Here is a 21,006-nt window from a genome sequence, read left to right on the forward strand (position 1 = left end):
GGCCCGCCGGATCGGCGGGCCCCGCTCACGGGCCTGATGGCGGCTCGCGCCTCAGGTGATGTCGTCGTAGCCGTTCACGCGGTTCGTGCGGCCGCCGTCGGCCTCGCCGGTGGCCTGCTCGGGCAGCGCGCGGGCCGTGGCGGAGACGGGCTCCACCTCGCCGAGCGCGGCCGGCGTGAGATCGAGGTCGGAGGCCTCGTCGTCGTCGAGTTCCGCGTCGGGGTCGTTACGGCGGCGGCGCCGGTCGTTGAGCATCGAGAACCCGACCGCGCAGAAGTAGAGCAGGATGATCGGTCCGGACAGGGCGACCATGCCCAGCGGGTCGGTCGAGGGGGTGGCGATCGCGCCGAAGACGAAGATGCCCATGACAGCGCCGCGCCACCAGCCGAGCATCCGCCGGCCGGTCACCATCCCGGTCAGGTTCAGCATGATCAGGAGCAGGGGCAGCTCGAACGAGAAGCCGAAGATCAGCACCATCCGGACCGTGAAGTCGAGGATCTTGTCGACGCTCAGCAGGTTCTCGGCGGGAGCGGGCGTGATCGAGAGCAGGACCTTCATGCTCACCGGCATGACGAGGTAGGCGAAGTACGCTCCACCGGCGAACAGCGGCGCAGCCGCCGCGGCGAAGTAGTAGCTGTACTTCTTCTCGTTCTTGTGCAGGCCGGGCGCGACGAAGGCCCACATCTGGTAGAGCCAGACCGGGCAGGACACGATGATGCCGGCCATCAGCACGACCTTGACGGTCGTGGTGAACGGCGACAGGAGGTCGGTGTAGACGACCCTGGCGCAGACGCCGCCCTTCTGGGGGCCGTCCCCGACGCACTCGGGCACCGGTGAGGTGAGGAACTCCATCAGCTCCTGGCTGTACGCCACCGCGGCGACCGAGGCGATGACGATCGCCAGCATGGCCTTCGCGAGCCGGTTGCGGAGCTCACGAAGATGGTCCGCGAGCGGCATGCGCCCCTCGGGGTCCTTCTCCTTCTGTTTCGAGCGGGCAGGCTTGAGCAACCCACGTCCTCATCTCGTGCGGCAGGCCACGGTCACGTGACCTTGGGTCAGCGCTGGGGGGTGTCGGTGGGCTCGCTCACGGGGCGGGCGCTGGTGACGTCGCCGGGCGCCGCCTGGATGGTGCGGTGCGGAGTCTGGCTGTCGCCGCCCTGGGCCGGGTCCTTGGGCTCCGCGGGGGCCGCCGCGGGCTGCCCCTCGGACTTCATCGCCTTGGCCTCGCTCTTCAGGATCCGCGCCGACTTGCCGAGCGAACGCGCCATGTCCGGAAGCTTCTTGGCGCCGAACAGCAGCAGGATGAGGAGCGCGATGATGATGATCTCGGTGGGCCCGATCTGTCGGAACATAACTGTGTCTACCTTCTCACCGAGGCGGCTTGGGGCTCTGGCTGCTGACCGCGGTAGGACAGGCGTCCGAACCGCGACCGGCAGCGATCGTAACTCGCACGGGTAAACGCATGGCAATCCCCGTGCGTACTCCCGTCAGCGGTCGGCGCCTCATCACCGGTGCCGCCACCAGCAGCGTACCGCCAGGGCCTGCGCCGCAGCAGGGGGCGTCCGCGGTCTCCGGCGCGGCTCGAGCGTCACATCGGCTCAGCGGAGAGTCTCGCCCGAGCGGGCCAGGGACGTGGCGGCCCGCTCCAGGTCCTCCGCGGCCCTGTTGATCCGGTCCGTGGCGCGGGCGACCGCGCTGCCCAGACGCCGGGCCTCGATGAAGACCCGGACGCCGAGGACGCCGAGGACGGCGATCCCGAGGAAGCCGAGTGCGATGGCGAGCATGGGCCAGAACATGCGCAGAGCCTAGACCGTTCCTGGAGCGGTTTCCGAGCGGGACGTCACACGGTGGAGTGCAGGCGCAGGGTCCGCACCCCGCCGCCGGTGAGCAGTTCCACGATGCGTTCACCGGCCGGCTTGCGGACAGCGGAGCCGCATTCGGGGCAGGTGAAGGAGTAGAACGTGGTGCGGCGGCTGCCGCCTATCGCCAGGCGCAGGGCGCCGGCGGACAGCTCGAACCGGGCGCGGCAGTCGGGGCACGCGGCTCTGAAGAGCACCGGCCCGACGCGGGCGGGGACAGGCGTCATCGCCGGAACACCGGGCGTCACGGTCATCAGGCGCCGGCTCCCTGTTCTTGACGGTCCTGGCGCTCCTGGTGCTCCTGGCGACCTTCGCGGTGCTCCTCGGCCTCGTAGGCGGCGAGCGCCTCGCGCGCCGCCGTGCGGGCGCTGTCCGCGAGGTCCTGCGGCGACACGATCTTGCCGTCCCTGCCCAGCCGCAGCGCCAGCCGGCGCAGCGAGGCGGGCGACGGCGTACGCAGCGTGATGCGCATACCGCCGTCGGGCAGTTCCTCCGCCAGGTCGTGCGGGTAGTACTCGGCGACCCAGCGTCCGCCGGGCGCCACCTCGACGACGACCTCGGGATCGTCGGCGGAGGGCTGCACCAGGCCCTCGGAGAGGTCGCGCAGCTCGATCTCGGGAGGCGCGGCCGGGGCGTCGAGCAGCCGGATCTCCGCGACCCGGTCGAGCCGGAAGGTGCGGCGCGCCTCCGAGAGGCGGCACCAGGCCTCCATGTACGTGTGGCCGACGGCGAAGAGCCGGATCGGGTCCACCTCGCGCTCGGTGAGCTCGTCGCGCGCGGGCGAGTAGTACTTCAGCCAGAGCCGCCGGCGCTCGGAGATCGCCCGGTCCACCTCGGCGAAGACGCCGCCCTCCGATTCGAAGGTCACCGAGAGCCGGGAGGAGGCACCCGCCGCCTCACCGGCCGCGCCTTCGATCTTGGCCGTGGCCCGTACCAGCGCCTCACGGTCGCCCTCCCGCAGTCCGGGGAGGGTGGCCACGGCTCGGGCCGCGACGAGCAGCGCGGTCGCCTCGTCGGCGGCGAGACGCAGCGGCTCGGCGGTGGACTCGCCGGACGCGTCCGGGTTGCGCCACCAGATCCGCTCGCCGTCCGTGTCGATGTCGAGCAGGTCACCGCCGCGGAAACTCGTCCCGCACATGGGCAGCACGTCGAGGTCGGAGATCAGCTCGTCCTCGGTGATGCCGAAGGCGCGGGCGACGTCCGCGATGCGGGCGCCGGGGCGCTCGCGCAGATACGTCACCAGTGACAGCATCCGCCGGGTCTGGTCGATGGCATTGATCGCCATGTCGTGCGCCCCCTCAGCCCTTGGCCACGGCGCGTAGCCGGTCGACCACGTCCGCCCGCAGGTCCGCGGGCTCCAGCACGACGACGTCCGGGCCGAACTCGACGAGCCAGGCGTCCAGACCGTGTCCGTACGGGATCTCCAACTCGTCCCATCCGTCGCCGAGTTCCCGTACCTCGGTCGCCCTCGAACGCAGCGGGTAGCCGCAGTCGGTGCGCAGCCTGATGCGTGCCGAACGGGTCGCCGTCTCCCCGGCCCAGCTCTCGACGGTCTCGCGGACGGTGACGACGTCGGGCACGGGCGCGGTGAAGGCTCCCGAACGGGACGTACGCACCTTGCCGGTGATGCGCGAGAGGCGGAAGACCCGCTCGGCGCCGCGGCTGCGGTCGAAGCCGGCCAGGTACCAGTGGCCCCGCCAGCACTCGAGCGTCCACGGTTCCACATGGCGCTGCTCGGGACGGGCCGAATTCGCCTTGCGGTAGTCGAAGAGGACCGGCCGGCGGTCGCGGCAGGCCAGCATCAGCGGTTCGAAGGCCGCCTCATGGACGGGGATGCGCGGTTCGAGGGCGCTGTGGTGGAGCTCGAAGGTGTCCTCGGCCTCCGGCATGCCGGCCGCCCGCAGCTTCTGCAGGGCGCCGCTGGCTGCCCCGGCGAGACGCGCCTGCTGCCACACCTTCGCGGCCAGGCCCAGGGCGGCGGCCTCCTCGGCGTCCAGGGTGATGGGCGGCAGCCGGTTGCTGTCCCGGCGCGCGAGGTAGCCGATGTCCCCGTCGAGGGACTCCACCGTCTCGATCACCAGACCGAGTTCCCGCAGATCGTCCTTGTCCCGCTCGAACATCCGGTTGAACGAGTCGTCCGAACCTGCTTCGAGGTAGGCCTCGATGGACCCGCGCAGCTCACGCTTGCTCAGGGGACGCCGGGTCCCCAGCAGACACAGCGCCAGATTCATCAGCCGCTCGGCCTTGGCAATCGCCATCGACGCCCTTCACCTCTTTTATGAAATCCCTTACGCCCGTCGACCGTACCGCCCCGGGGTGTCCGGACAAAAGCGAGGGCCCGTGCCGGCAGGCACGGGCCCTCACGACGTCGCTCCGCGAGGCCTCAGACGGCGACGAGGTCGCAGACGAAGATCAGCGTCTCGCCCGGGGCGATGCGGCCGCCGCCGGCGCCGCGGTCACCGTAGGCAAGGTGCGCCGGGATGGTCAGCTGACGGCGCCCGCCGACCTTCATGCCCTGCACGCCCTGGTCCCAGCCGGAGATCACCTGGCCGACGCCCAGCTGGAACTGCAGCGGGGTGCCGCGGTTCCAGGAGGCGTCGAACTCCTCACCGGTGGAGAAGGCCACGCCCACGTAGTGCACGGAGACGGTGTCGCCCGCCTTCGCCACCGGGCCGTCGCCCTCCCAGATGTCCTTGATCTCCAGGTCGGCCGGCGGCTCGCCGCCCGGGAAGTCGATCTCGGGCTTCTCGATGCTCACGGTCTTGCTCCTTGCGTTTCTCTGTGTGATCAACCGGGACAGTCTCGCAGAACGTCCCGGTCGTCCTACTGAACGGCCAGGATGTCGACCGTGAAGACGAGGGTGGACTTGGCCGGGATGCCCTGCTGCTCCTGGTCGCCGTAGCCCATGTCCGGCGGGACGACGAGCAGCACGCGGCTGCCGACCTTCTTGCCCTCGAGGCCCTTCTGCCAGCCGGGGATGACCTGGGCGAGCGGGAAGCTCACCGGCGCGTTGCCCCTGGCGTAGCTGCTGTCGAACTCCTTGCCGTCCTTCCACAGGACGCCCTGGTACTTCACGGACAGGGTGTCCGTGGCCTTGACCGCGGGACCGGTGCCCTCGATCACGTAGTTCGACACGAGCTTGGACGGCGCGTCCTTCTTGGGCACCGTCAGCGACGGCTTCTCGCCGTCGGTGTTCGTACCGACCTTGGGCAGGTCGATGTTGTCCTGGGCGACCTCGCTGCCCTTGGCGGACGTCGGGAGGGTGGTGCCCTTGACGATGTCCATGACGAAGACCAGCGTGGAGTTGGCCGGGATGCTGCCCTGCTCCTGCGCGCCGTAACCGAGCTCCGGCGGGATGGCCACCTCGAGACGGCTGCCGACCTTCTGGCCGTCGAGCGCCTTCTGCCAGCCCTCGATGACACCGCCGCCGCCGAGCGTCACCGTGAACGGCTCGCCGCGGTCGAAGCTGTTGTCGAACGGCTCCTCGCCGTCCCACACCTGGCCCAGGTAGTCGACCTGGGCGACGTCGCCCTTCTTGAGGGTCTGGCCCTTGCCCTCGCTGACGACGTTGACCTTCAGGTCCTTGGGAGGCTCACCCTCGCCCTTGGCAAGGGTCGGCTTCTCGCCGAACTTCGCACCCTCGGTGATCGTGGGCAGCCCGTTCGTCATCGAGGTGGAAGCGGAATCGGAGCCCTTGTCGTCACCGCATGCCGCTGTCGTCAACAGCAGCAGGGGTACGACGAGCAGGCCGGCAAGTCGGCGCACGTGTTCCTCAGATCTCTAACGGCTTGGTAGATGCGGACACTCTAGGGCGTGCCGAGGGCCCCGCACGAGAAACGTACGGGGCCCGGGTGACGTTCCGACACACGTGCGACGGACTCGGATCACATGCCGGCGATGAGCTTCTCCACCCTGTCGTCGACCGACCGGAAGGGGTCCTTGCACAGCACCGTGCGCTGCGCCTGGTCGTTGAGCTTGAGGTGCACCCAGTCGACGGTGAAGTCCCGCCGCTGCTCCTGCGCCCGGCGGATGAAATCGCCGCGCAGCCGCGCCCTGGTGGTCTGCGGGGGCACCGACTTGCCCTCGAAGATCTTCAGGTCGTTGCAGATCCGGGCGGCCTGGCCCTTCTTCTCGAGGAGGTAGTACAGACCGCGCCTGCGGTGGATGTCGTGGTAGGCGAGGTCTATCTGCGCGACCCTCGGGTGGGACATGGACATGTTGTGCTTGGCGCGGTACCGCTCCAGCAGCTTGTACTTCATGACCCAGTCGATCTCGGTGCCGATCCGGTCGAGGTCCTCCTCCTCGATCGCGTCCAGCGTGCGGCCCCAGAGCTCCAGGACCTGCTCGACCGTGCCGGTACGGATGCCGCGACGGTCGACGAAGTCGACGGCCTTCTCGTAGTACTCGCGCTGGACCTCGAGCGCGGAGGCCTCCCGGCCGCTGGCCAGGCGCACCTTGCGCTGGCCCGTTATGTCGTGGCTGACCTCGCGGATGGCCCGGATCGGGTTCTCCAGCGTGAGGTCGCGCATGACCGTGCCCGCCTCGATCATGCGCAGGACCAGGTCCGTCGCGCCGACCTTCAGCAGCATCGTCGTCTCCGACATGTTGGAGTCGCCGACGATGACATGGAGCCGGCGGTACCGCTCGGCGTCCGCGTGCGGTTCGTCACGGGTGTTGATGATGGGGCGCGAGCGGGTGGTGGCGGAACTGACGCCCTCCCAGATGTGCTCCGCACGCTGGCTGACGCAGAAGACCGCTCCCCGGGGCGTCTGCAGCACCTTTCCCGCGCCGCAGAGCAACTGCCTCGTGACGAGGAACGGAATCAGGATGTCGGCCAGCCGCGAGAACTCGCCATGGCGCGCGACGAGATAGTTCTCGTGGCAGCCGTAGGAGTTTCCCGCCGAGTCGGTGTTGTTCTTGAAGAGATAGACGTCGCCCGCGATTCCCTCCTCGTGCAGGCGGCGTTCGGCGTCGACGAGAAGGCCTTCGAGAATGCGCTCGCCGGCCTTGTCGTGCGTGACCAGCTCGGTCACGTTGTCGCATTCAGGTGTTGCGTATTCCGGATGCGAACCCACGTCGAGGTACAGGCGGGCTCCGTTCCGCAGAAAGACATTGCTGCTGCGGCCCCATGACACGACACGGCGGAAGAGGTAGCGCGCCACTTCGTCAGGTGACAGTCGGCGCTGTCCCCTGAACGTGCACGTGACGCCGTACTCGTTCTCCAGCCCGAAAATGCGGCGGTCCATGTCTGAACATTACGCCTCACGGCCTGAGCTGAAACCGGGTTGGGCGGCACCGTTTCGATCATTTTCCGATGAGTGGGTGCCGGAGCCCGTGATGCCGTCGGTGCGGCCGGGAACCGCGAGTACCCGCTGAGTGGACGTCAGAACCAGCAGCGCGGCGATCCCTCCGGCCCCGGCGACCGCGAAACTCCACGCGGTACCGCCGATCTCGACGGCCGGACCGGCCACCGCCGTGCCGGCCGCCGCGCCCACGCCGAAGGTGGTCACGAGCCAGGAGAACGCCTCGGTGACCGTGCCGCGCGGCGCGTGCCGGTCGACGACGATGAACGCGCAGGCGATCGCCGGCGCGAGGAACACACCCGCGACGGCCGACAGGGCCGTCATGGCTGCCACACCGGGCGTGAGGATCAGCGGGAGGTACCCGGCGGCCAGCAGCGCCACGATGATCAGCAGCCGCCGCTCAGGGGCGCCTGCCCACTGCCGCGCCCCGTACACCGAGCCGCCGACGAGGGCGCCGAGGCCCAGCGCGGCCATCAGCCAGCCGTACACCGACTCACGCCCGTGGTCGTCGGCGTAGGCCACGCCCGCGACCGTGATGGAACCGAGGGCCAGGCCGACGAAGAAGAACGCGCCGAGGAGAGCGAGCAGCCCCGGCGAGCGCAGCGCCCCCAGCCAGTGGGCCTCCCGTGGCGCGGAGCGCCAGGCGCGGGACGGTTTCGACATCACGACCGACAGGGCGCCGACGACACCGATGACGTTGATGACGAACAGCGCGGCGCCGGGCGACCACAGCGAGACGAGCAGCGTCACGAGCAGCGGTCCGACGGTGAACATGACCTCCTGGGCGACCGCGTCCATGGCGTACGCCCGGTGCACGCGGTCCTCCCTGCCCAGCACACTCGGCCACAGGGCCCGCAGCCCGCCCTCGAGCGGCGGGGTGAACAGGCCCGCGACGCTCACGGCGGCGTACGCGAGGGCCAGTGAACCGGTGCCTGCCGCCGCGAGGAGGAACATGCCGAGGGCGGAGACGACGGCGGCGGGCAGTTGTACCCGCGGCTGTCCGTACAGGTCGACGGCCCGGCCCAGCAGCGGCTGTCCCACGGCGGTGGCCAGGCCGTAGACGGCGGCGAGCGCGCCGGCGAGCGTGTAGCTGCCGCCTTCCGCGCGGGTGAACAGCACGATGGCGATGTGCGCCGTCGCGTTGGGCAGCCGGCCGACCAGGGTGCCGGTGAGAAGGCGTGCCGCGTGCGGGGCCTTGAGGATGTCTGCGTACCCGGCGGCCATGCCGTCCCCTCTCCCCCGGCTTCCGTCGAGGTTTTACGTATAACGTGATGGTCCATACGTACCATGTCGACAGTCCGCGGGTCCACAGCGCCGCCGCCCCGGACGTCGTGACATCTCCGACGGGCGGCCGAGGACGGCGGACAGATGGCACACCGGTCCCAGCAGGACCGTCCCCCGGCCGGAGCGGACTCGGCCCGCCCCACCAGCAGGGACGTCGCCCGCGCCGCCGGGGTCTCGCAGGCCACCGTCTCGCTCGTGCTCGGCGACAAGTGGCGCGGCCGCGTCTCCGAACGCACGGCGGCGGTGGTCCGCGAAGCCGCCCAGGACCTCGGCTACCGGCCGAATCTCGCCGCCCGCAACCTCCGCCTCGGCCGCACCAGGACCGCGCTCCTCGTCGTCCCGGCGCTGACCAACGAGTTCTTCGCCCGCGTCTACACGGGCGCCGCGGCCGTCGCGGCCCGCCACGGGTTCGGTGTCGTGCTCTACCCCTCCCCCGAGGGTGTCGGGCCCGCCAAGGACCCCTTCGCCTCCGCGCGCGCGGCCCTGGACGGCGTCATCGCCTCCTCGATGGCCGCCCAGGCGCTCACGGCGATCCGCGGGAGCGACCTGCCGCTGGTCATGCTCGACAGCGACCCCGCCGACGCCGGCGCCGCCGCCCACGTCAACCTCGACATCGCCGGCGGCATGCGGCAGGTGACCGACCACCTGACCGCTCTCGGCCACCGGCGGATCGTCCACCTCTCCTCGGCGGTCGCCTCCTGGACCTTCGACGTTCGCGCCCGTGCGCTCCACGAGGCGGCCGCCCGGGCCGCCGGCACGGAGGTGCGCACCGTCCCCGCTCCGCTCGACGTCGACAGCGCCAGGGAGGCCGCCGTACGGGCCCTCACTGCCCCGGGACCACGCCCCACGGCCGTCGTCTGCGACGACGACATCCTGGCCGCGGGCGCCTGCAAGGCCGCGCGCCGGCTCGGCCTGCGGGTGCCCGAGGACGTCAGCGTCACCGGCTTCGACGATCTCGCCCTGGCGACCGCCGTGGAGCCCGAGCTCACCACCGTCCGTCTGCCCGCCGAGCAGGTGGGCGAGCGGGGCATGGACGCGCTGCTCGCCGTACTCGACGGCCGGCGCCCCGAGGAGCGCAGTCTCCCCGTCGAGCTCGTCGTACGGGGCTCCTCCGCTCCCCCGCCGGTCTGAGGCTCATGCGAGCCCGTGGGGGCGTACGGCGTGATCACAGGTCTCCGGGCCTCCGGCGGGCCGAGCACGGGGCCGCACGAGGCCCTGTGGCCGTCCTGGGCGCGCAGGGCGGATCGATCCGGGCGTGGCGGGTGCCGGCACGACGCCTCGCGCACCGTCGCCGGCCTACCCTTCGCCCCGGACATGACTACGCCCCGGACCGCACGGGCGGTCCGGGGCGAGCCGTCGTCGGCGGGTTACTCCCCGGCCCCGGTCGTCCCCTCAGTGGTCCCCTCGGTCGTTCCCTCGGTCGTCGCCTCGTCCGTCTCGTCGTCGGAGGGTGCGTCCGTCGGGGTGGAAGCGGCACCGTCGGCCTCCAGCAGCCGCGCCAGCTGCCTGCCCACGATCCGCTTGAACTTCCGCTGCTGTGGGCGCGTACGGTCCAGGACCGCGACCTCGAGGCGGTCCGCCGGGATCTCCCGGTCGCTGCCGTTCGACTGGCTCGAAAGAGCCTGCACGGCCAGCTTCAACGCCTCCGCCAGCGACATGCCGTCACGGTGCCGCTGATCCAGGAACGTGCTGATCTGCTCCGCGTTGCCGCCCACCGCGACCGAGCCGTGCTCGTCCACGATCGAACCGTCGTGCGGCAGCCGGTAGATCTGGTCGCCCTCGGGCGAGGCGCCCACCTCGGCGACCACCAGCTCCACCTCGTAGGGCTTCTCACCGGCGCTCGAGAAGATCGTGCCCAGGGTCTGCGCGTACACGTTCGCGAGGCCGCGGGCCGTCACGTCGTCGCGGTCGTAGGTGTAGCCGCGCAGGTCCGCGTAGCGCACGCCGCCGATACGCAGGTTCTCGTACTCGTTGTACTTGCCGGCCGCGGCGAAACCGATGCGGTCGTAGATCTCGCTGAACTTGTGCAGGGCACGGGACGGGTTCTCGCCGACGAAGACGATGCCGTCGGCGTACTGCAGCACGACGAGGCTGCGGCCACGGGCGATGCCCTTGCGGGCGTACTCCGCCCGGTCGGCCATGGCCTGCTGAGGTGAGACATAGAACGGCGTCGACACCGGCTATCCGTCCCTTTCTGTCGAAAGCGGGTACATCGCGGCCGTCACAGGAGAGCGGCGCGTGGGCCGTCGGGCTGGGTGAGACGGCCCTCGAGGATCGAACGCGCGATCTCGGAGGTCTCGGCCTCGGTGAGCCGGCGGAAGCCTTCGTCCGTGATGACGGTGACGATCGGGTAGATGCGCCGGGCCACGTCCGGGCCGCCGGTCGCGGAATCGTCGTCCGCCGCGTCGTACAGCGCCTGGATCACCAGCGTGGTGGCCTGCTGCTCGGTCAGGTCCTCGCGGTAGAGCTTCTTCATCGCCCCACGGGCGAAGATCGAGCCGGAACCGGTGGCCGCGAAACCGTGCTCCTCGGAGCGGCCGCCCGTGACGTCGTACGAGAAGATGCGCCCCTTCTCGCGGTCGATGTCGTAGCCCGCGAAGAGCGGGACGACGGCGAGGCCCTGCATGGCCATGCCGAGGTTGCTGCGGATCATCGTGGAGAGGCGGTTGGCCTTGCCCTCGAGGGAGAGCTGGGCGCCCTCGACCTTCTCGAAGTGCTCCAGCTCGAGCTGGAACAGCTTGACCATCTCCACCGCGAGACCGGCGGTGCCCGCGATGCCCACCGCCGAGTACTCGTCGGCGGGGAAGACCTTCTCGATGTCGCGCTGGGCGATCATGTTCCCCATCGTGGCCCGCCGGTCACCGGCGAGGACCACGCCGCCGGGGAACGTCGTGGCGACGATCGTCGTCCCGTGCGGTGCCTGGACGGCCCCCTGCACGGGCGGCAGCGTGCGCCTGCCGGGCAGCAGGTCGGGCGAGTGGTCGCCCAGGAAGTCCATGAACGACGACGAACCCGGCGTCAGGAAGGCTGCCGGCAGACGCCCGGTGCTACGAGGGTTGGCTTCCACGCGTTTCCTTCCGGATAGGCGGCGGCCCGCCGCATCACGCGCGGGCCGATCTTTCGAACTGTGCACGGACATTACCCGCGCTGTCGCCAGTCATCCGCCCTGGTGCTCCCGGCTTTCACCGGTGGCACCAGGGCGGACAACCAGGGCTACTCTCCGCCCTTTTGCACAAATGACCGCACGAAGTCCTCGGCGTTCTCCTCGAGGACATCGTCGATCTCGTCAAGAACCGAGTCGACGTCGTCCGAGAGCTTCTCCTGGCGCTCCTTGAGGTCTTCCGCAGCCTGCGCCTCCTGCGCCTGCTCCTCGACCTCCTCAGTGGAGCGCGTCGCCTTCTGCTGTCCGCCGCCGGTGTCCTTGGTCGCCATGCACCTCACCCCGCTCGGTTCGACGTTCTTGATCAGACCCTACTCGCGGGGTCCGACATCGGCCCCGCACTTCCTCCAACGTCCGGGGCCCACCTTCATGATTCCCGGACAGAAGCCGTTTCAGCCCCTGCCGAGGACCCGGAGCAGGTCCTCCGCCTTGCGGCAGCGGTCCAGGAGCTCCTTCACGTGGTTGCGGGTGCCCCGCAGCGGCTCCAGCGTGGGAACCCGTTGCAGGGAGTCGCGGCCCGGGAGGTCGAAGATGACCGAGTCCCACGAGGCGGCCGCCACGTCGTCCGCGTACTGCTCGAGGCAGCGGCCGCGGAAATAGGCCCTGGTGTCCTCAGGAGGCTGCGTCATGGCCCGTTCCACCGCGCTGTCGTCCAGCAGGCGCTTGATCCTGCCGCGGGACGCCAGGCGGTTGTACAGGCCCTTGTCGGGCCGCACGTCCGCGTACTGCAGGTCCACCAGATGCAGCCGGGCGGCGTCCCAGTCCAGGTCGTCCCGCCTGCGGTAGCCCTCCATCAGCTCGAGCTTCGCGATCCAGTCGAGCTCGCCCGCCAGACTCATCGGGTCGTTCTCGAGCCGGTTGAGGGTGTCCTCCCAGCGGGTCAGCACGTCCTTCGTCTGCTCGTCCGCGTCCGCGCCGTAGCGCTCCTCGACGTACTTACGGGCGAGCTCGAAGTACTCCATCTGGAGTTGTACGGCGGTGAGTGTGCGGCCGCTACGGAGCGTGACGAGCTGCTGGAGGCTCGGGTCGTGCGAGACCTGGTGGAGCGTGCGCACCGGCTGCTCGACCGCGAGGTCCACCGCGATGAAGCCGTCCTCGATCATCGACAGCACCAGGGCCGTGGTGCCCAGCTTGAGGTACGTCGAGATTTCCGAGAGGTTCGCGTCGCCGATGATCACATGCAGGCGGCGGTACTTCTCCGCGTCGGAGTGGGGCTCGTCCCTGGTGTTGATGATGGGGCGCTTGAGGGTGGTCTCGAGCCCGACCTCGACCTCGAAATAGTCGGCGCGCTGGCTGATCTGGAACCCGTGCTCATGGCCGTCCTGGCCGATTCCCACCCGGCCGGCGCCGGTGACGACCTGCCGGGAGACGAAGAACGGCGTCAGATGGCGCACGATGTCGGAGAACGGGGTCTCGCGCTTCATCAGGTAGTTCTCGTGCGTGCCGTAGGACGCGCCCTTGTTGTCGGTGTTGTTCTTGTAGAGATGGATCGGCTGGGCGCCCGGGAGCTGCGCGGCCCGCGCGGCCGCCTCGGCCATGATCCGCTCCCCGGCCTTGTCCCACAGGACGGCGTCGAGCGGGTTGGTGATCTCGGGGGAGCTGTACTCGGGGTGGGCGTGGTCCACGTAGAGCCTGGCGCCGTTGGTGAGGATCACATTGGCCAGGCCGATGTCCTCGTCCGTGAGCTGGCTGGAGTCGGCGGCCTCGCGGGCGAGGTCGAAGCCGCGGGCGTCCCGCAGCGGATTCTCTTCCTCGAAGTCCCAGCGGGCGCGGCGCGCCCGGTGCATCGCCGCCGCGTACGCGTTGACGATCTGGGACGAGGTGAGCATGGCATTGGCGTTCGGGTGGCCGGGGACGGAGATCCCGTACTCCGTCTCGATGCCCATTACTCGCCGTACGGTCATGCGGCCCTCCTTGCCCGGCGTCGTTCCCCTCCGGGAACGGCGCTCAAGTACCGCGGGTGCTCCGGTGTGCGCGCGGTGCCCGTCCCCGCACTGCGTGACCCGACGGTACGGACGAGCCTAGAACGCCGCTGCGTGGGTGGGGAGATCAATTTCGTCATTGCTCCGGTGTGGTCAGACCTGTCCGGAAAGCAACCGGCTGCGGATGCCCGTCCCCCTGCCTTCGGCGGGGGACCGCCGGCATCCGCAGCCGGTGTGCCTTTTACAGGTACTGACCGGTGTTCGCCACCGTATCGATGGACCGGCCGGTGTCCGCGCCCTGCTTTCCGGTGACGAGGGTGCGGATGAAGACGATCCGCTCGCCCTTCTTTCCGGAGATGCGGGCCCAGTCGTCCGGGTTGGTGGTGTTGGGCAGGTCCTCGTTCTCCTTGAACTCGTCCACGCATGCCTGGAGGAGATGGGAGACGCGAAGGCCCTTCTGGTTGTGGTCGAGGAAGGCCTTGATGGCCATCTTCTTGGCCCGGTCGACGATGTTCTGGATCATCGCGCCGGAATTGAAGTCCTTGAAGTACAGGACTTCCTTGTCGCCGTTGGCATACGTGACCTCGAGGAAGCGGTTCTCCTCGGACTCCGCGTACATCTGCTCCACGACCGACTGGATCATGGCGTGTGCCGCGGCTTCCTTCGAACCCTTGTGCTCGCCGAGGTCGTCGGCGTGCAGCGGGAGCGAAGGGGTCAGGTACTTGGCGAAGATGTCCTTGGCGGCCTCCGCGTCCGGACGCTCGATCTTGATCTTGACGTCGAGCCGGCCGGGCCGCAGGATCGCGGGGTCGATCATGTCCTCGCGGTTGGAGGCGCCGATGACGATCACGTTCTCCAGGCCCTCGACACCGTCGATCTCGGCCAGGAGCTGCGGAACGATGGTGTTCTCCACGTCCGAGCTGACGCCGGATCCACGGGTGCGGAAGAGGGACTCCATCTCGTCGAAGAAGACGATGACGGGAGTGCCCTCGCTCGCCTTCTCACGAGCACGCTGGAAGACCAGGCGGATGTGGCGCTCGGTCTCGCCGACGTACTTGTTGAGGAGCTCGGGGCCCTTGATGTTCAGGAAGTAGCTCTTCCCGGCGGGCTGGCCGGTCACCTCGGCGACCTTCTTGGCAAGGGAGTTGGCGACGGCCTTGGCGATCAGCGTCTTGCCGCAGCCGGGCGGGCCGTAGAGCAGGATGCCCTTCGGCGGCCGCAGTTCGTGCTCCTTGAAGAGATCGGGGTGCAGGTACGGGAGCTCGACGGCGTCGCGGATCATCTCGATCTGGCCGCCGAGTCCGCCGATCTTGTCGTAGTCGACGTCGGGGACTTCCTCGAGGACGAGCTCCTCGACCTCGCTCTTGGGGATGACCTCGTAGACGTAACCGGAGCGGGGTTCGAGCAGAAGGGCGTCCCCGGGCCGGATGTTCATCTCGAGCAGCGGCTCCGCGAGCCGCACCACCCGCTCCTCGTCGGTGTGGCCGATCACCAGGGCGCGCTCGCCGTCCTCGAGGATCTCCTTGAGGGTGACGATGTCCCCGGCACGCTCGAACTCCATGGCCTCGACCACATTGAGCGCTTCGTTGAGCATGACTTCCTGGCCGCGCCGGAGCTCCTCGAGCTCGACGCTGGGGCTGACGTTCACCCGGAGCTTGCGGCCCCCGGTGAAGATGTCGCACGTGCCGTCCTCGTTCGCCTGCAGGAAGACACCGAAGCCGGCCGGCGGCTGCGCGAGCCGGTCGACCTCCTCCTTGAGGGCCACGATCTGGTCGCGGGCCTCACGGAGTGTGTTGGCGAGCCGCTCGTTCTGAGCGGACACGCCGGCCAGGTTCGTCTGCAGCTCGACGATCCGCTCTTCGAGAATCCTCGTGTGTCGCGGAGAGTCGGCGAGCTTGCGGCGCAGGACGGCGATTTCCTGCTCGAGATAGGCAACCTGGCCGGCTGGGTCTTCAGACCCCCGCCCCGGCCGGATGCCGCGGTTGATGTCATCGTCGTGGGCTGCCACGGTCCTCACCTCCTCCAAGGGGAGCTGGACGCTTCCTGACCCTACCTGTGTGGGTGGTGATTGAAACCCCTAGATCACAAAGACGGAAGGGGTGTGTCCGATCTTCACCCTTGCGCTCTTGCTCCTGCGAGGGGAATACCCAGGGGATACCCACCCAGCAACATCGGAAAGCGGGCGGTTGTATCGTCGAAGCGTTCAACACCCGTCAACGGCGGCACGACTTGCTTCACAGAGCCACGCCCGACGAAGGAAACGGCAGGAGATATGACCGTGCAGCACGAGGTTCCCACCGACGGCGCCACCGACGCGCTCGAGGTCTGGATCGACCAGGACCTCTGCACCGGGGACGGAATCTGCGCGCAGTACGCCCCTGAGGTCTTCGAGCTCGACATCGACGGTCTGGCGTATGTGAAGTCGGCCGACGACGAGCTGCTCCAGGCCCCGGGCGCCACAACGCCGGTGCCGCTGCCACTGCTGAACGACGTGGTGGACTCCGCGAAGGAGTGCCCGGGCGACTGCATCCACGTGCGACGGGTTTCGGACAACGTCGAGGTCTACGGCCCCGACGCGGAGTGACGGATCACATACGGGTCAGGCGCCGAGGGCGTCGGCCTGGGCGCCGCGGACGAACTTGCCGCCCTGCCATTGCCACTTGACCCGTTCCTGCTCGTCGGGGCAGCAGCTGGGTACGGCGGCGGACGAATAGCCGAGCAGGGTCGCCGTGATCGTCCGGTCACGTACCGCGAGATCGCCGACGCTCTGCTTCAGCGCGGGCTCGACCAGGGTGGCGACCACCCGTGGCCCGGTGTCACGGCCGCCTGCCAGGACATAGAGCCCGCTGGGCGGCGTGCCGGAGCCGGCGTCGCAGCGCGCGGCCACCACCGTCTCGGGGCTGCCGTCGCCGTCGAGGTCGCCCGTCGCCTTCTTCGTCACGACGCTCGGGAGCCCGCCGCATTCGATGGGCAGCCGTACGGCGGCCGGATCCGGCGCGGGAGCAGGGGCCGCGGCCGTCGTCGTGCCGGGGCCGGCGCCCGGCTGGGAGGCCGTCGCGGCGTCGGGCTGGAGCAGCCCGGCACCCGCCACCACTGCGGCCATCGCCGCCGCCGTGGCCAGCCAGTGCACAGGGCGGGCGTGGGTGTGCGCGAGGTCCGGGACGGCGACGGAGTTCTGCACGCGAGTGGTCTCCTGAGGGGGCTCTGCCGGTGGGGGTGGCCAGCATCGTGCCATACGTCACAGGAGACCGGAACAGCGGGGTCCGTAAGGCTCGGGTAAAGGCGGCCGGTTTCGCGGTCGGCCAACATGAGGAAGCCGCCGTCGAGTTCGGTGCGGGGCACGGGAACTCGACGGCGGCGTCGGTGCGTTACGGGCGGTCGGCGACGGCCGGTCAGCCCTTGTTGGGGCCCTCGTAGTCCTCGCCGTAGGCGCCCTTGGCGGGCCGGCGGCGGCGCATGGGGGGCTCGACACCGTCGGCGAGACGGCGGGCGGTGACCAGGAAGCCGGTGTGGCCGATCATCCGGTGGTCGGGGCGTACGGCCAGGCCCTCGACGTGCCAGTTGCGGATCATCGACTCCCACGGCTGCGGCTCTGCGAAGCAGCCGATCTCACGGATGGACTCGACGGTGCGGGCGAGCTGGGTCGTGGTGGCCACGTAGCAGCAGAGGATGCCGCCGGGTACGAGCGCCTTGGAGACGGCCTCGAGGCACTCCCAGGGGGCGAGCATGTCGAGGATGACCCGGTCGACGTCGGCGTCCGTGAGGTTGTCCTGGAGGTCACCGACGGTGAGCTGCCAGGCGGGGTGCGGACCGCCGAAGTAACGCTCCACGTTCGCCTGGGCGATCTCGGCGAAGTCCGCTCGGCGCTCGTAGGAGTGCAGCATGCCGTGGTCGCCGATGGCGCGCAGGAGGAAGCTGCTGAGCGAGCCCGAGCCGACCCCGGCCTCCACGACGCGGGCGCCGGGGAAGATGTCGGCGAAGGCCAGGATCTGCCCCGCGTCCTTGGGATAGACCACGGCGGCGCCGCGGGGCATGGACAGGACGTAGTCGGGGAGCAGGGGGCGCAGCGCGAGGTAGGCGACGTTTCCCGTGGTTCGGACAACACTGCCCTCAGGAGCGCCGATCAGCTCGTCGTGGGGGAAGGAACCCTTGTGGGTGTGGAAGTTCTTCCCGGCCTCGAGCGTGAACGTGTAGTGGCGTCCCTTGGGGTCGGTGAGCTGGACCTGGTCCCCGACCTTGAAGGGCCCGCGTCGGCGGGCGGCACCGGTCGGTTCGGACATGTGACCAGTGTATGGGCTTCAGGAACCGGGCCGTGCCATGGCTGCGACGAAGGCCCTCTCGACGTCGGCGGCGGACAGCACGCCGTAGATCTCACCGGACTCCTCGACCACGAGGTACTCGGTGGCGGGTGCGGCCCGCAGGGTGTCGAGGAGGGCCTCTCCGGCGAGTTCCGCGGGAACCTTCATGCCCTCGGTGAGGTCCTGCGCCAGGCCGCCGACGGCGACCCAGGGCCGGCGGTGTTCCGGGACGCCGACGATGGCCGCCTCGCGGACCAGCGCGGTCGGGTCGCCTTGGCCGTCGACGACCACCAGGGCGCGGGCGCCGGCCTCGTTGGCGCGGCGCAGGGCCTCCGACAGCGGGGTGTCGGCCTCGACGGGGACGGCGCGGCGGGTCAGTGCGCGGGCGGCCAGTTCCGGCAGGTGCTCCCGCAGGCGGGCCATGCGCAGGCTGTTGCCGGCGCCGGTCCAGATGATGGCGGCCAGGATGGCGGCCAGCAGGGCGTCGGTGACGGTCTCCATCCCGCCGATGTCCTCGGTGGAGTTCCCGAGGGCGCCGGTGTGGGTGAGGAGCGGCAGGCCGATGAGGACGGCGACGGCGAGCGCCCGGCCGACCCAGGCGGCGGCGACGGTGCCGGCCATGGGCCTTCCGGTGATCTTCCACACGACGGCGCGCAGCATCCGGCCGCCGTCCAGGGGCAGGCCCGGGAGCAGGTTGAAGGCCGCGACGATGAGGTTGGAGATCATCAGGCCGGCGAGGAGTACGCCGGGGACGGTGCCGGGCTCCACCGCGTACATGCCGAGGTAGAAGACCCCGGCCAGGGCGAGGGAGAGCAGCGGCCCGACGAAGGCGAGCCAGAATTCACGGCCCGGGGTCTCCGTCTCCTTCTCGATCTCGGACACCCCGCCGAAGAACTGGAGCTGGATCCGGCGCACCGGCAGCTTGAACCGGAGCGCGGCGACGGTGTGGGCCAGTTCGTGGACGAGGACCGAGGCGTAGAAGGCCACGGCGAAGAACAGCGAGACGAGGTAACGTGCGCCGCCGAGCTCCGGCAGCACGCGGTCGAGCTGCCCGCCGAAGACCCAGGTGATCAGGGCGGCGACGACGAACCAGCTGGGGGCGACGTAGACGGGCACGCCGAAGGGGCGGCCCATGAGGAGGCCACCGCCCGGCTCGGCGGGGCGCCGCGGTCTGCCCTTGCCGGACGACTTGTCCGGCCCGGACCGCTCGCGCTCACCGCTCGTGTCGTCCTCGTTCACGGGTTCCCTTCGTTGTGAATGGGGTCGTCTGCGTATGGTCGTCGCTCGAAATCATGCAGTGCTCGGGGTCTGTGGTCGATGGTATGCCGCTCGCTGTCGGTGGCGGGCCGTAGGGTCTGCGTCATGAGTACGAGCCAGCAGCCCGCAGAGCCGGCCACCGACGGGTCCGCCACGCCGGTGGTCCCCCGGCCGGCCGTGGCCGCCAGGTCGGAAGCCGTCGTCGAGCCGGCGCCCGCCGCCCCCGCGGACGGCACGGCCGTGGAGCCCGGCACGGCCGCGGCACCCGCAGCCGGCGACGAGGGCACCGAGCAGGCCGCGCGGAGCGCGCCGCCCACGTCGCTGTCACCCTCGCGTGCGAGCGACTTCATGCAGTGCCCCCTGCTCTACCGGTTCCGGGTGATCGACAGGCTGCCGGAGAAGCCCAGCGAAGCGGCTACCCGGGGGACGCTGGTGCACGCGGTGCTGGAGCGCCTGTTCGACGATCCGGCGGCCGAGCGGACGGCGCCGCGCGCCAAGGCGATGGTTCCCGGCCAATGGAGCCGGCTCCTCGAGGCGCGCCCGGAGCTGGGCGAGCTGTTCGCCGAGGACCCGGGCGGCGAGCGGCTGTCGCGCTGGCTCGGTGAGGCGGAGCAGCTGGTGGAGCGGTGGTTCACGCTGGAGGACCCGACGCGGCTCGAGCCCCGCGAGCGGGAGATGTTCGTGGAGACGGAGCTGGAGTCGGGGCTGCGGCTGCGTGGCGTGATCGACCGGGTGGACATCGCGCCGACCGGCGAGGTGCGGATCGTCGACTACAAGACGGGCAAGGCCCCGCGTCCTGAGTACAGCGAAGGCGCGCTGTTCCAGATGAAGTTCTACGCGCTGGTGATCTGGCGGCTGAAGCAGGTGGTGCCGCGCCGGCTCCAGCTGGTGTATCTGGGCAGCGGCGACGTGCTGACGTACGACCCGGTCACCGCCGACCTCGAGCGGATGGAGCGCAAGCTGCTGGCGCTGTGGGAGGCGATCCGGCTGGCCACGGAGACGGGTGACTGGCGGCCGCGGCCGACGAAGCTGTGCGGCTGGTGCGACCACCGTGCGGTGTGTCCGGAATTCGGCGGCACTCCCCCGGTTTATCCGCTGAGCGTTTCCCCGCGCGCGTCGGCCGAGGATGGCCAGGGCAGAATGGGCCCGGTCTAAAGAAGGAGTACCCGTGGCTATCCGCGTCCTACTGGTCGACGACCAACCGCTGTTGCGCACCGGTTTCCGGATGATCCTGGAGGCCGAGCAGGACATCGCGGTGGTCGGTGAGGCCGGGGACGGCCTCCAGGCGCTCGACCAGGTGCGGGCGCTCCAGCCCGACGTGGTGCTGATGGACATCCGGATGCCCCGGATGGACGGTGTGGAGGCGACGCGTCAGATCACCGGTCCCGGCCGGGACGGTCCGGCGAAGGTGCTGGTGCTGACGACCTTCGACCTGGACGAGTACGTGGTGGAGGCACTGCGCGCCGGTGCGAGCGGCTTCCTGCTGAAGGACGCCCCGGCCAATGAACTGGTGCAGGCGATCCGGGTGGTCGCCGCGGGCGAGGCGATGCTCGCGCCGAGCATCACCCGCCGGCTGCTCGACAAGTACGCGGACCATCTGCCGTCCGGCGAGGAGCCGGTTCCGGACACGCTCCACACGCTGACCGACCGTGAGGTGGAGGTCCTGAAGCTGGTGGCCCGCGGACTGTCCAACGCGGAGATCGCGGCGGACCTCTTCGTCAGCGAGACGACCGTCAAGACGCACGTCGGCCATGTGCTGACGAAGCTGGGCCTGCGTGACCGCGTCCAGGCGGCGGTGTACGCGTACGAGAGCGGTCTGGTGCGCCCCGGCGCCCAGTGATGACGGCCCGACCCGGCCGCCCGTGGGCGGCGCCGGTCGGGCCCTGCTGGAACGGCCGGCGCCCGGCAGCCGCTCGAAGCGGC

General features: G+C 70.1%; 22 protein-coding genes. 4 read left to right on the plus strand and 18 right to left on the minus strand.

Annotation, left to right across the window (positions count from 1 at the left end; genetic code table 11):
- Positions 1-51 precede the first annotated feature (51 nt).
- The 10 genes from tatC to AB0K36_RS30550 form a co-directional block, all read right to left on the minus strand.
- The gene (gene tatC / locus AB0K36_RS30505) at positions 52-957 is read right to left on the minus strand and encodes a twin-arginine translocase subunit TatC (protein WP_364600476.1); all 906 of its coding nucleotides are present in this window, start codon (positions 955-957) and stop codon (positions 52-54) included.
- Between the two features lie 98 nt (positions 958-1,055).
- The gene (tatA, locus tag AB0K36_RS30510; RefSeq protein ID WP_364600448.1) at positions 1,056-1,352 is read right to left on the minus strand and encodes a Sec-independent protein translocase subunit TatA; all 297 of its coding nucleotides are present in this window, start codon (positions 1,350-1,352) and stop codon (positions 1,056-1,058) included.
- A 246-nt stretch (positions 1,353-1,598) separates the two neighbouring features.
- Positions 1,599-1,796, minus strand: coding sequence for a hypothetical protein (locus tag AB0K36_RS30515; protein ID WP_189475214.1), 198 nt, complete (start codon positions 1,794-1,796; stop codon positions 1,599-1,601).
- Positions 1,797-1,840: 44 nt separating this feature from the next.
- The gene (locus AB0K36_RS30520; RefSeq protein WP_364600450.1) at positions 1,841-2,113 is read right to left on the minus strand and encodes a CpXC domain-containing protein; all 273 of its coding nucleotides are present in this window, start codon (positions 2,111-2,113) and stop codon (positions 1,841-1,843) included.
- Entirely contained in the window at positions 2,113-3,144 is a 1,032-nt protein-coding gene (locus AB0K36_RS30525) for a helix-turn-helix transcriptional regulator (protein WP_364600452.1), read from the minus strand. Before AB0K36_RS30525 ends, AB0K36_RS30520 begins: the two co-directional genes overlap by 1 nt.
- A 13-nt stretch (positions 3,145-3,157) precedes the next feature.
- Positions 3,158-4,117 (minus strand): helix-turn-helix transcriptional regulator, encoded by a 960-nt coding sequence (locus tag AB0K36_RS30530; RefSeq protein ID WP_189475218.1) that lies wholly within the window; start codon positions 4,115-4,117, stop codon positions 3,158-3,160.
- Positions 4,118-4,242: 125 nt separating this feature from the next.
- Complete coding sequence (locus AB0K36_RS30535) at positions 4,243-4,617, minus strand: FKBP-type peptidyl-prolyl cis-trans isomerase (protein WP_100106326.1); 375 nt, start codon at positions 4,615-4,617, stop codon at positions 4,243-4,245.
- Positions 4,618-4,682: 65 nt separating this feature from the next.
- Positions 4,683-5,624 (minus strand): FKBP-type peptidyl-prolyl cis-trans isomerase, encoded by a 942-nt coding sequence (locus AB0K36_RS30540; RefSeq protein WP_159693630.1) that lies wholly within the window; start codon positions 5,622-5,624, stop codon positions 4,683-4,685.
- A gap of 119 nt (positions 5,625-5,743) precedes the next feature.
- Complete coding sequence (pafA, locus tag AB0K36_RS30545) at positions 5,744-7,105, minus strand: Pup--protein ligase (RefSeq protein WP_005319528.1); 1,362 nt, start codon at positions 7,103-7,105, stop codon at positions 5,744-5,746.
- Positions 7,106-7,114: 9 nt separating this feature from the next.
- Positions 7,115-8,386, minus strand: coding sequence for an MFS transporter (locus AB0K36_RS30550; RefSeq protein WP_364600457.1), 1,272 nt, complete (start codon positions 8,384-8,386; stop codon positions 7,115-7,117).
- A gap of 144 nt (positions 8,387-8,530) precedes the next feature.
- On the opposite strand from AB0K36_RS30550, the gene AB0K36_RS30555 reads away from it, so the two are divergent.
- A complete protein-coding gene (locus AB0K36_RS30555) occupies positions 8,531-9,577 on the plus strand; it encodes a LacI family DNA-binding transcriptional regulator (RefSeq protein ID WP_364600459.1) in 1,047 nt (348 codons plus the stop codon).
- Between the two features lie 236 nt (positions 9,578-9,813).
- On the opposite strand, the gene prcA is transcribed toward AB0K36_RS30555, so the two are convergent.
- The 5 genes from prcA to arc form a co-directional block, all read right to left on the minus strand.
- Positions 9,814-10,623 carry a proteasome subunit alpha gene (gene prcA, locus AB0K36_RS30560; RefSeq protein ID WP_364600461.1) on the minus strand — a complete coding sequence of 270 codons (810 nt, stop codon included), beginning with the start codon at positions 10,621-10,623 and terminating at the stop codon, positions 9,814-9,816.
- A 44-nt stretch (positions 10,624-10,667) separates the two neighbouring features.
- Entirely contained in the window at positions 10,668-11,513 is an 846-nt protein-coding gene (prcB, locus tag AB0K36_RS30565; RefSeq protein WP_159693620.1) for a proteasome subunit beta, read from the minus strand.
- 146 nt (positions 11,514-11,659) lie between these two features.
- Positions 11,660-11,878 (minus strand): ubiquitin-like protein Pup, encoded by a 219-nt coding sequence (locus tag AB0K36_RS30575; protein WP_037777052.1) that lies wholly within the window; start codon positions 11,876-11,878, stop codon positions 11,660-11,662.
- A 120-nt stretch (positions 11,879-11,998) separates the two neighbouring features.
- Entirely contained in the window at positions 11,999-13,510 is a 1,512-nt protein-coding gene (gene dop / locus AB0K36_RS30580) for a depupylase/deamidase Dop (protein ID WP_364600463.1), read from the minus strand.
- A gap of 259 nt (positions 13,511-13,769) precedes the next feature.
- Complete coding sequence (gene arc, locus AB0K36_RS30585; protein ID WP_189475234.1) at positions 13,770-15,536, minus strand: proteasome ATPase; 1,767 nt, start codon at positions 15,534-15,536, stop codon at positions 13,770-13,772.
- A 264-nt stretch (positions 15,537-15,800) separates the two neighbouring features.
- Here arc and AB0K36_RS30590 point away from each other — a divergent pair, with 264 nt between their 5' ends.
- Complete coding sequence (locus tag AB0K36_RS30590) at positions 15,801-16,112, plus strand: ferredoxin (protein ID WP_005319520.1); 312 nt, start codon at positions 15,801-15,803, stop codon at positions 16,110-16,112.
- Positions 16,113-16,127: 15 nt separating this feature from the next.
- Here AB0K36_RS30590 and AB0K36_RS30595 read toward each other — a convergent pair whose 3' ends face one another.
- From AB0K36_RS30595 to AB0K36_RS30605, 3 genes are all read right to left on the minus strand, one after another.
- Entirely contained in the window at positions 16,128-16,709 is a 582-nt protein-coding gene (locus AB0K36_RS30595; RefSeq protein WP_364600466.1) for a hypothetical protein, read from the minus strand.
- A gap of 211 nt (positions 16,710-16,920) precedes the next feature.
- Positions 16,921-17,808: a tRNA (adenine-N1)-methyltransferase gene (locus AB0K36_RS30600; RefSeq protein ID WP_005319518.1), complete on the minus strand. Its 888-nt coding sequence runs from the start codon at positions 17,806-17,808 to the stop codon at positions 16,921-16,923.
- Positions 17,809-17,826: 18 nt separating this feature from the next.
- Positions 17,827-19,065: a site-2 protease family protein gene (locus AB0K36_RS30605; protein ID WP_364600468.1), complete on the minus strand. Its 1,239-nt coding sequence runs from the start codon at positions 19,063-19,065 to the stop codon at positions 17,827-17,829.
- 123 nt (positions 19,066-19,188) lie between these two features.
- Between AB0K36_RS30605 and AB0K36_RS30610 the strand changes: the two genes are divergently transcribed.
- Together AB0K36_RS30610 and AB0K36_RS30615 are read left to right on the plus strand one after the other, a co-directional pair.
- On the plus strand, positions 19,189-20,238 hold the full coding sequence (locus AB0K36_RS30610) for a RecB family exonuclease (RefSeq protein WP_435877967.1): 1,050 nt from the start codon (positions 19,189-19,191) through the stop codon (positions 20,236-20,238).
- 13 nt (positions 20,239-20,251) lie between these two features.
- Positions 20,252-20,923: a response regulator gene (locus AB0K36_RS30615; RefSeq protein WP_177151020.1), complete on the plus strand. Its 672-nt coding sequence runs from the start codon at positions 20,252-20,254 to the stop codon at positions 20,921-20,923.
- The last annotated feature ends 83 nt before the right edge of the window (positions 20,924-21,006 follow it).

This window comes from Streptomyces kurssanovii, assembly GCF_040677245.1.
In the GTDB taxonomy this organism is placed as follows: Bacteria; Actinomycetota; Actinomycetes; order Streptomycetales; family Streptomycetaceae; genus Streptomyces; species Streptomyces kurssanovii.

What these genes read in the sequence shown, in the direction of transcription:
- AB0K36_RS30600 (WP_005319518.1), bottom strand. Translation starts at nt 17,808, where the DNA reads ATGTCCGAACCGACCGGTGCCGCCCGCCGACGCGGGCCCTTCAAGGTC.
- AB0K36_RS30555 (WP_364600459.1), top strand. Translation starts at nt 8,531, where the DNA reads ATGGCACACCGGTCCCAGCAGGACCGTCCCCCGGCCGGAGCGGACTCG.
- AB0K36_RS30525 (WP_364600452.1), bottom strand. Translation starts at nt 3,144, where the DNA reads ATGGCGATCAATGCCATCGACCAGACCCGGCGGATGCTGTCACTGGTG.
- AB0K36_RS30550 (WP_364600457.1), bottom strand. Translation starts at nt 8,386, where the DNA reads ATGGCCGCCGGGTACGCAGACATCCTCAAGGCCCCGCACGCGGCACGC.
- dop (WP_364600463.1), bottom strand. Translation starts at nt 13,510, where the DNA reads ATGACCGTACGGCGAGTAATGGGCATCGAGACGGAGTACGGGATCTCC.
- AB0K36_RS30610 (WP_435877967.1), top strand. Translation starts at nt 19,189, where the DNA reads ATGAGTACGAGCCAGCAGCCCGCAGAGCCGGCCACCGACGGGTCCGCC.
- tatA (WP_364600448.1), bottom strand. Translation starts at nt 1,352, where the DNA reads ATGTTCCGACAGATCGGGCCCACCGAGATCATCATCATCGCGCTCCTC.
- AB0K36_RS30515 (WP_189475214.1), bottom strand. Translation starts at nt 1,796, where the DNA reads ATGTTCTGGCCCATGCTCGCCATCGCACTCGGCTTCCTCGGGATCGCC.
- AB0K36_RS30590 (WP_005319520.1), top strand. Translation starts at nt 15,801, where the DNA reads ATGACCGTGCAGCACGAGGTTCCCACCGACGGCGCCACCGACGCGCTC.
- AB0K36_RS30520 (WP_364600450.1), bottom strand. Translation starts at nt 2,113, where the DNA reads ATGACCGTGACGCCCGGTGTTCCGGCGATGACGCCTGTCCCCGCCCGC.
- tatC (WP_364600476.1), bottom strand. Translation starts at nt 957, where the DNA reads ATGCCGCTCGCGGACCATCTTCGTGAGCTCCGCAACCGGCTCGCGAAG.
- AB0K36_RS30530 (WP_189475218.1), bottom strand. Translation starts at nt 4,117, where the DNA reads ATGGCGATTGCCAAGGCCGAGCGGCTGATGAATCTGGCGCTGTGTCTG.
- AB0K36_RS30575 (WP_037777052.1), bottom strand. Translation starts at nt 11,878, where the DNA reads ATGGCGACCAAGGACACCGGCGGCGGACAGCAGAAGGCGACGCGCTCC.
- pafA (WP_005319528.1), bottom strand. Translation starts at nt 7,105, where the DNA reads ATGGACCGCCGCATTTTCGGGCTGGAGAACGAGTACGGCGTCACGTGC.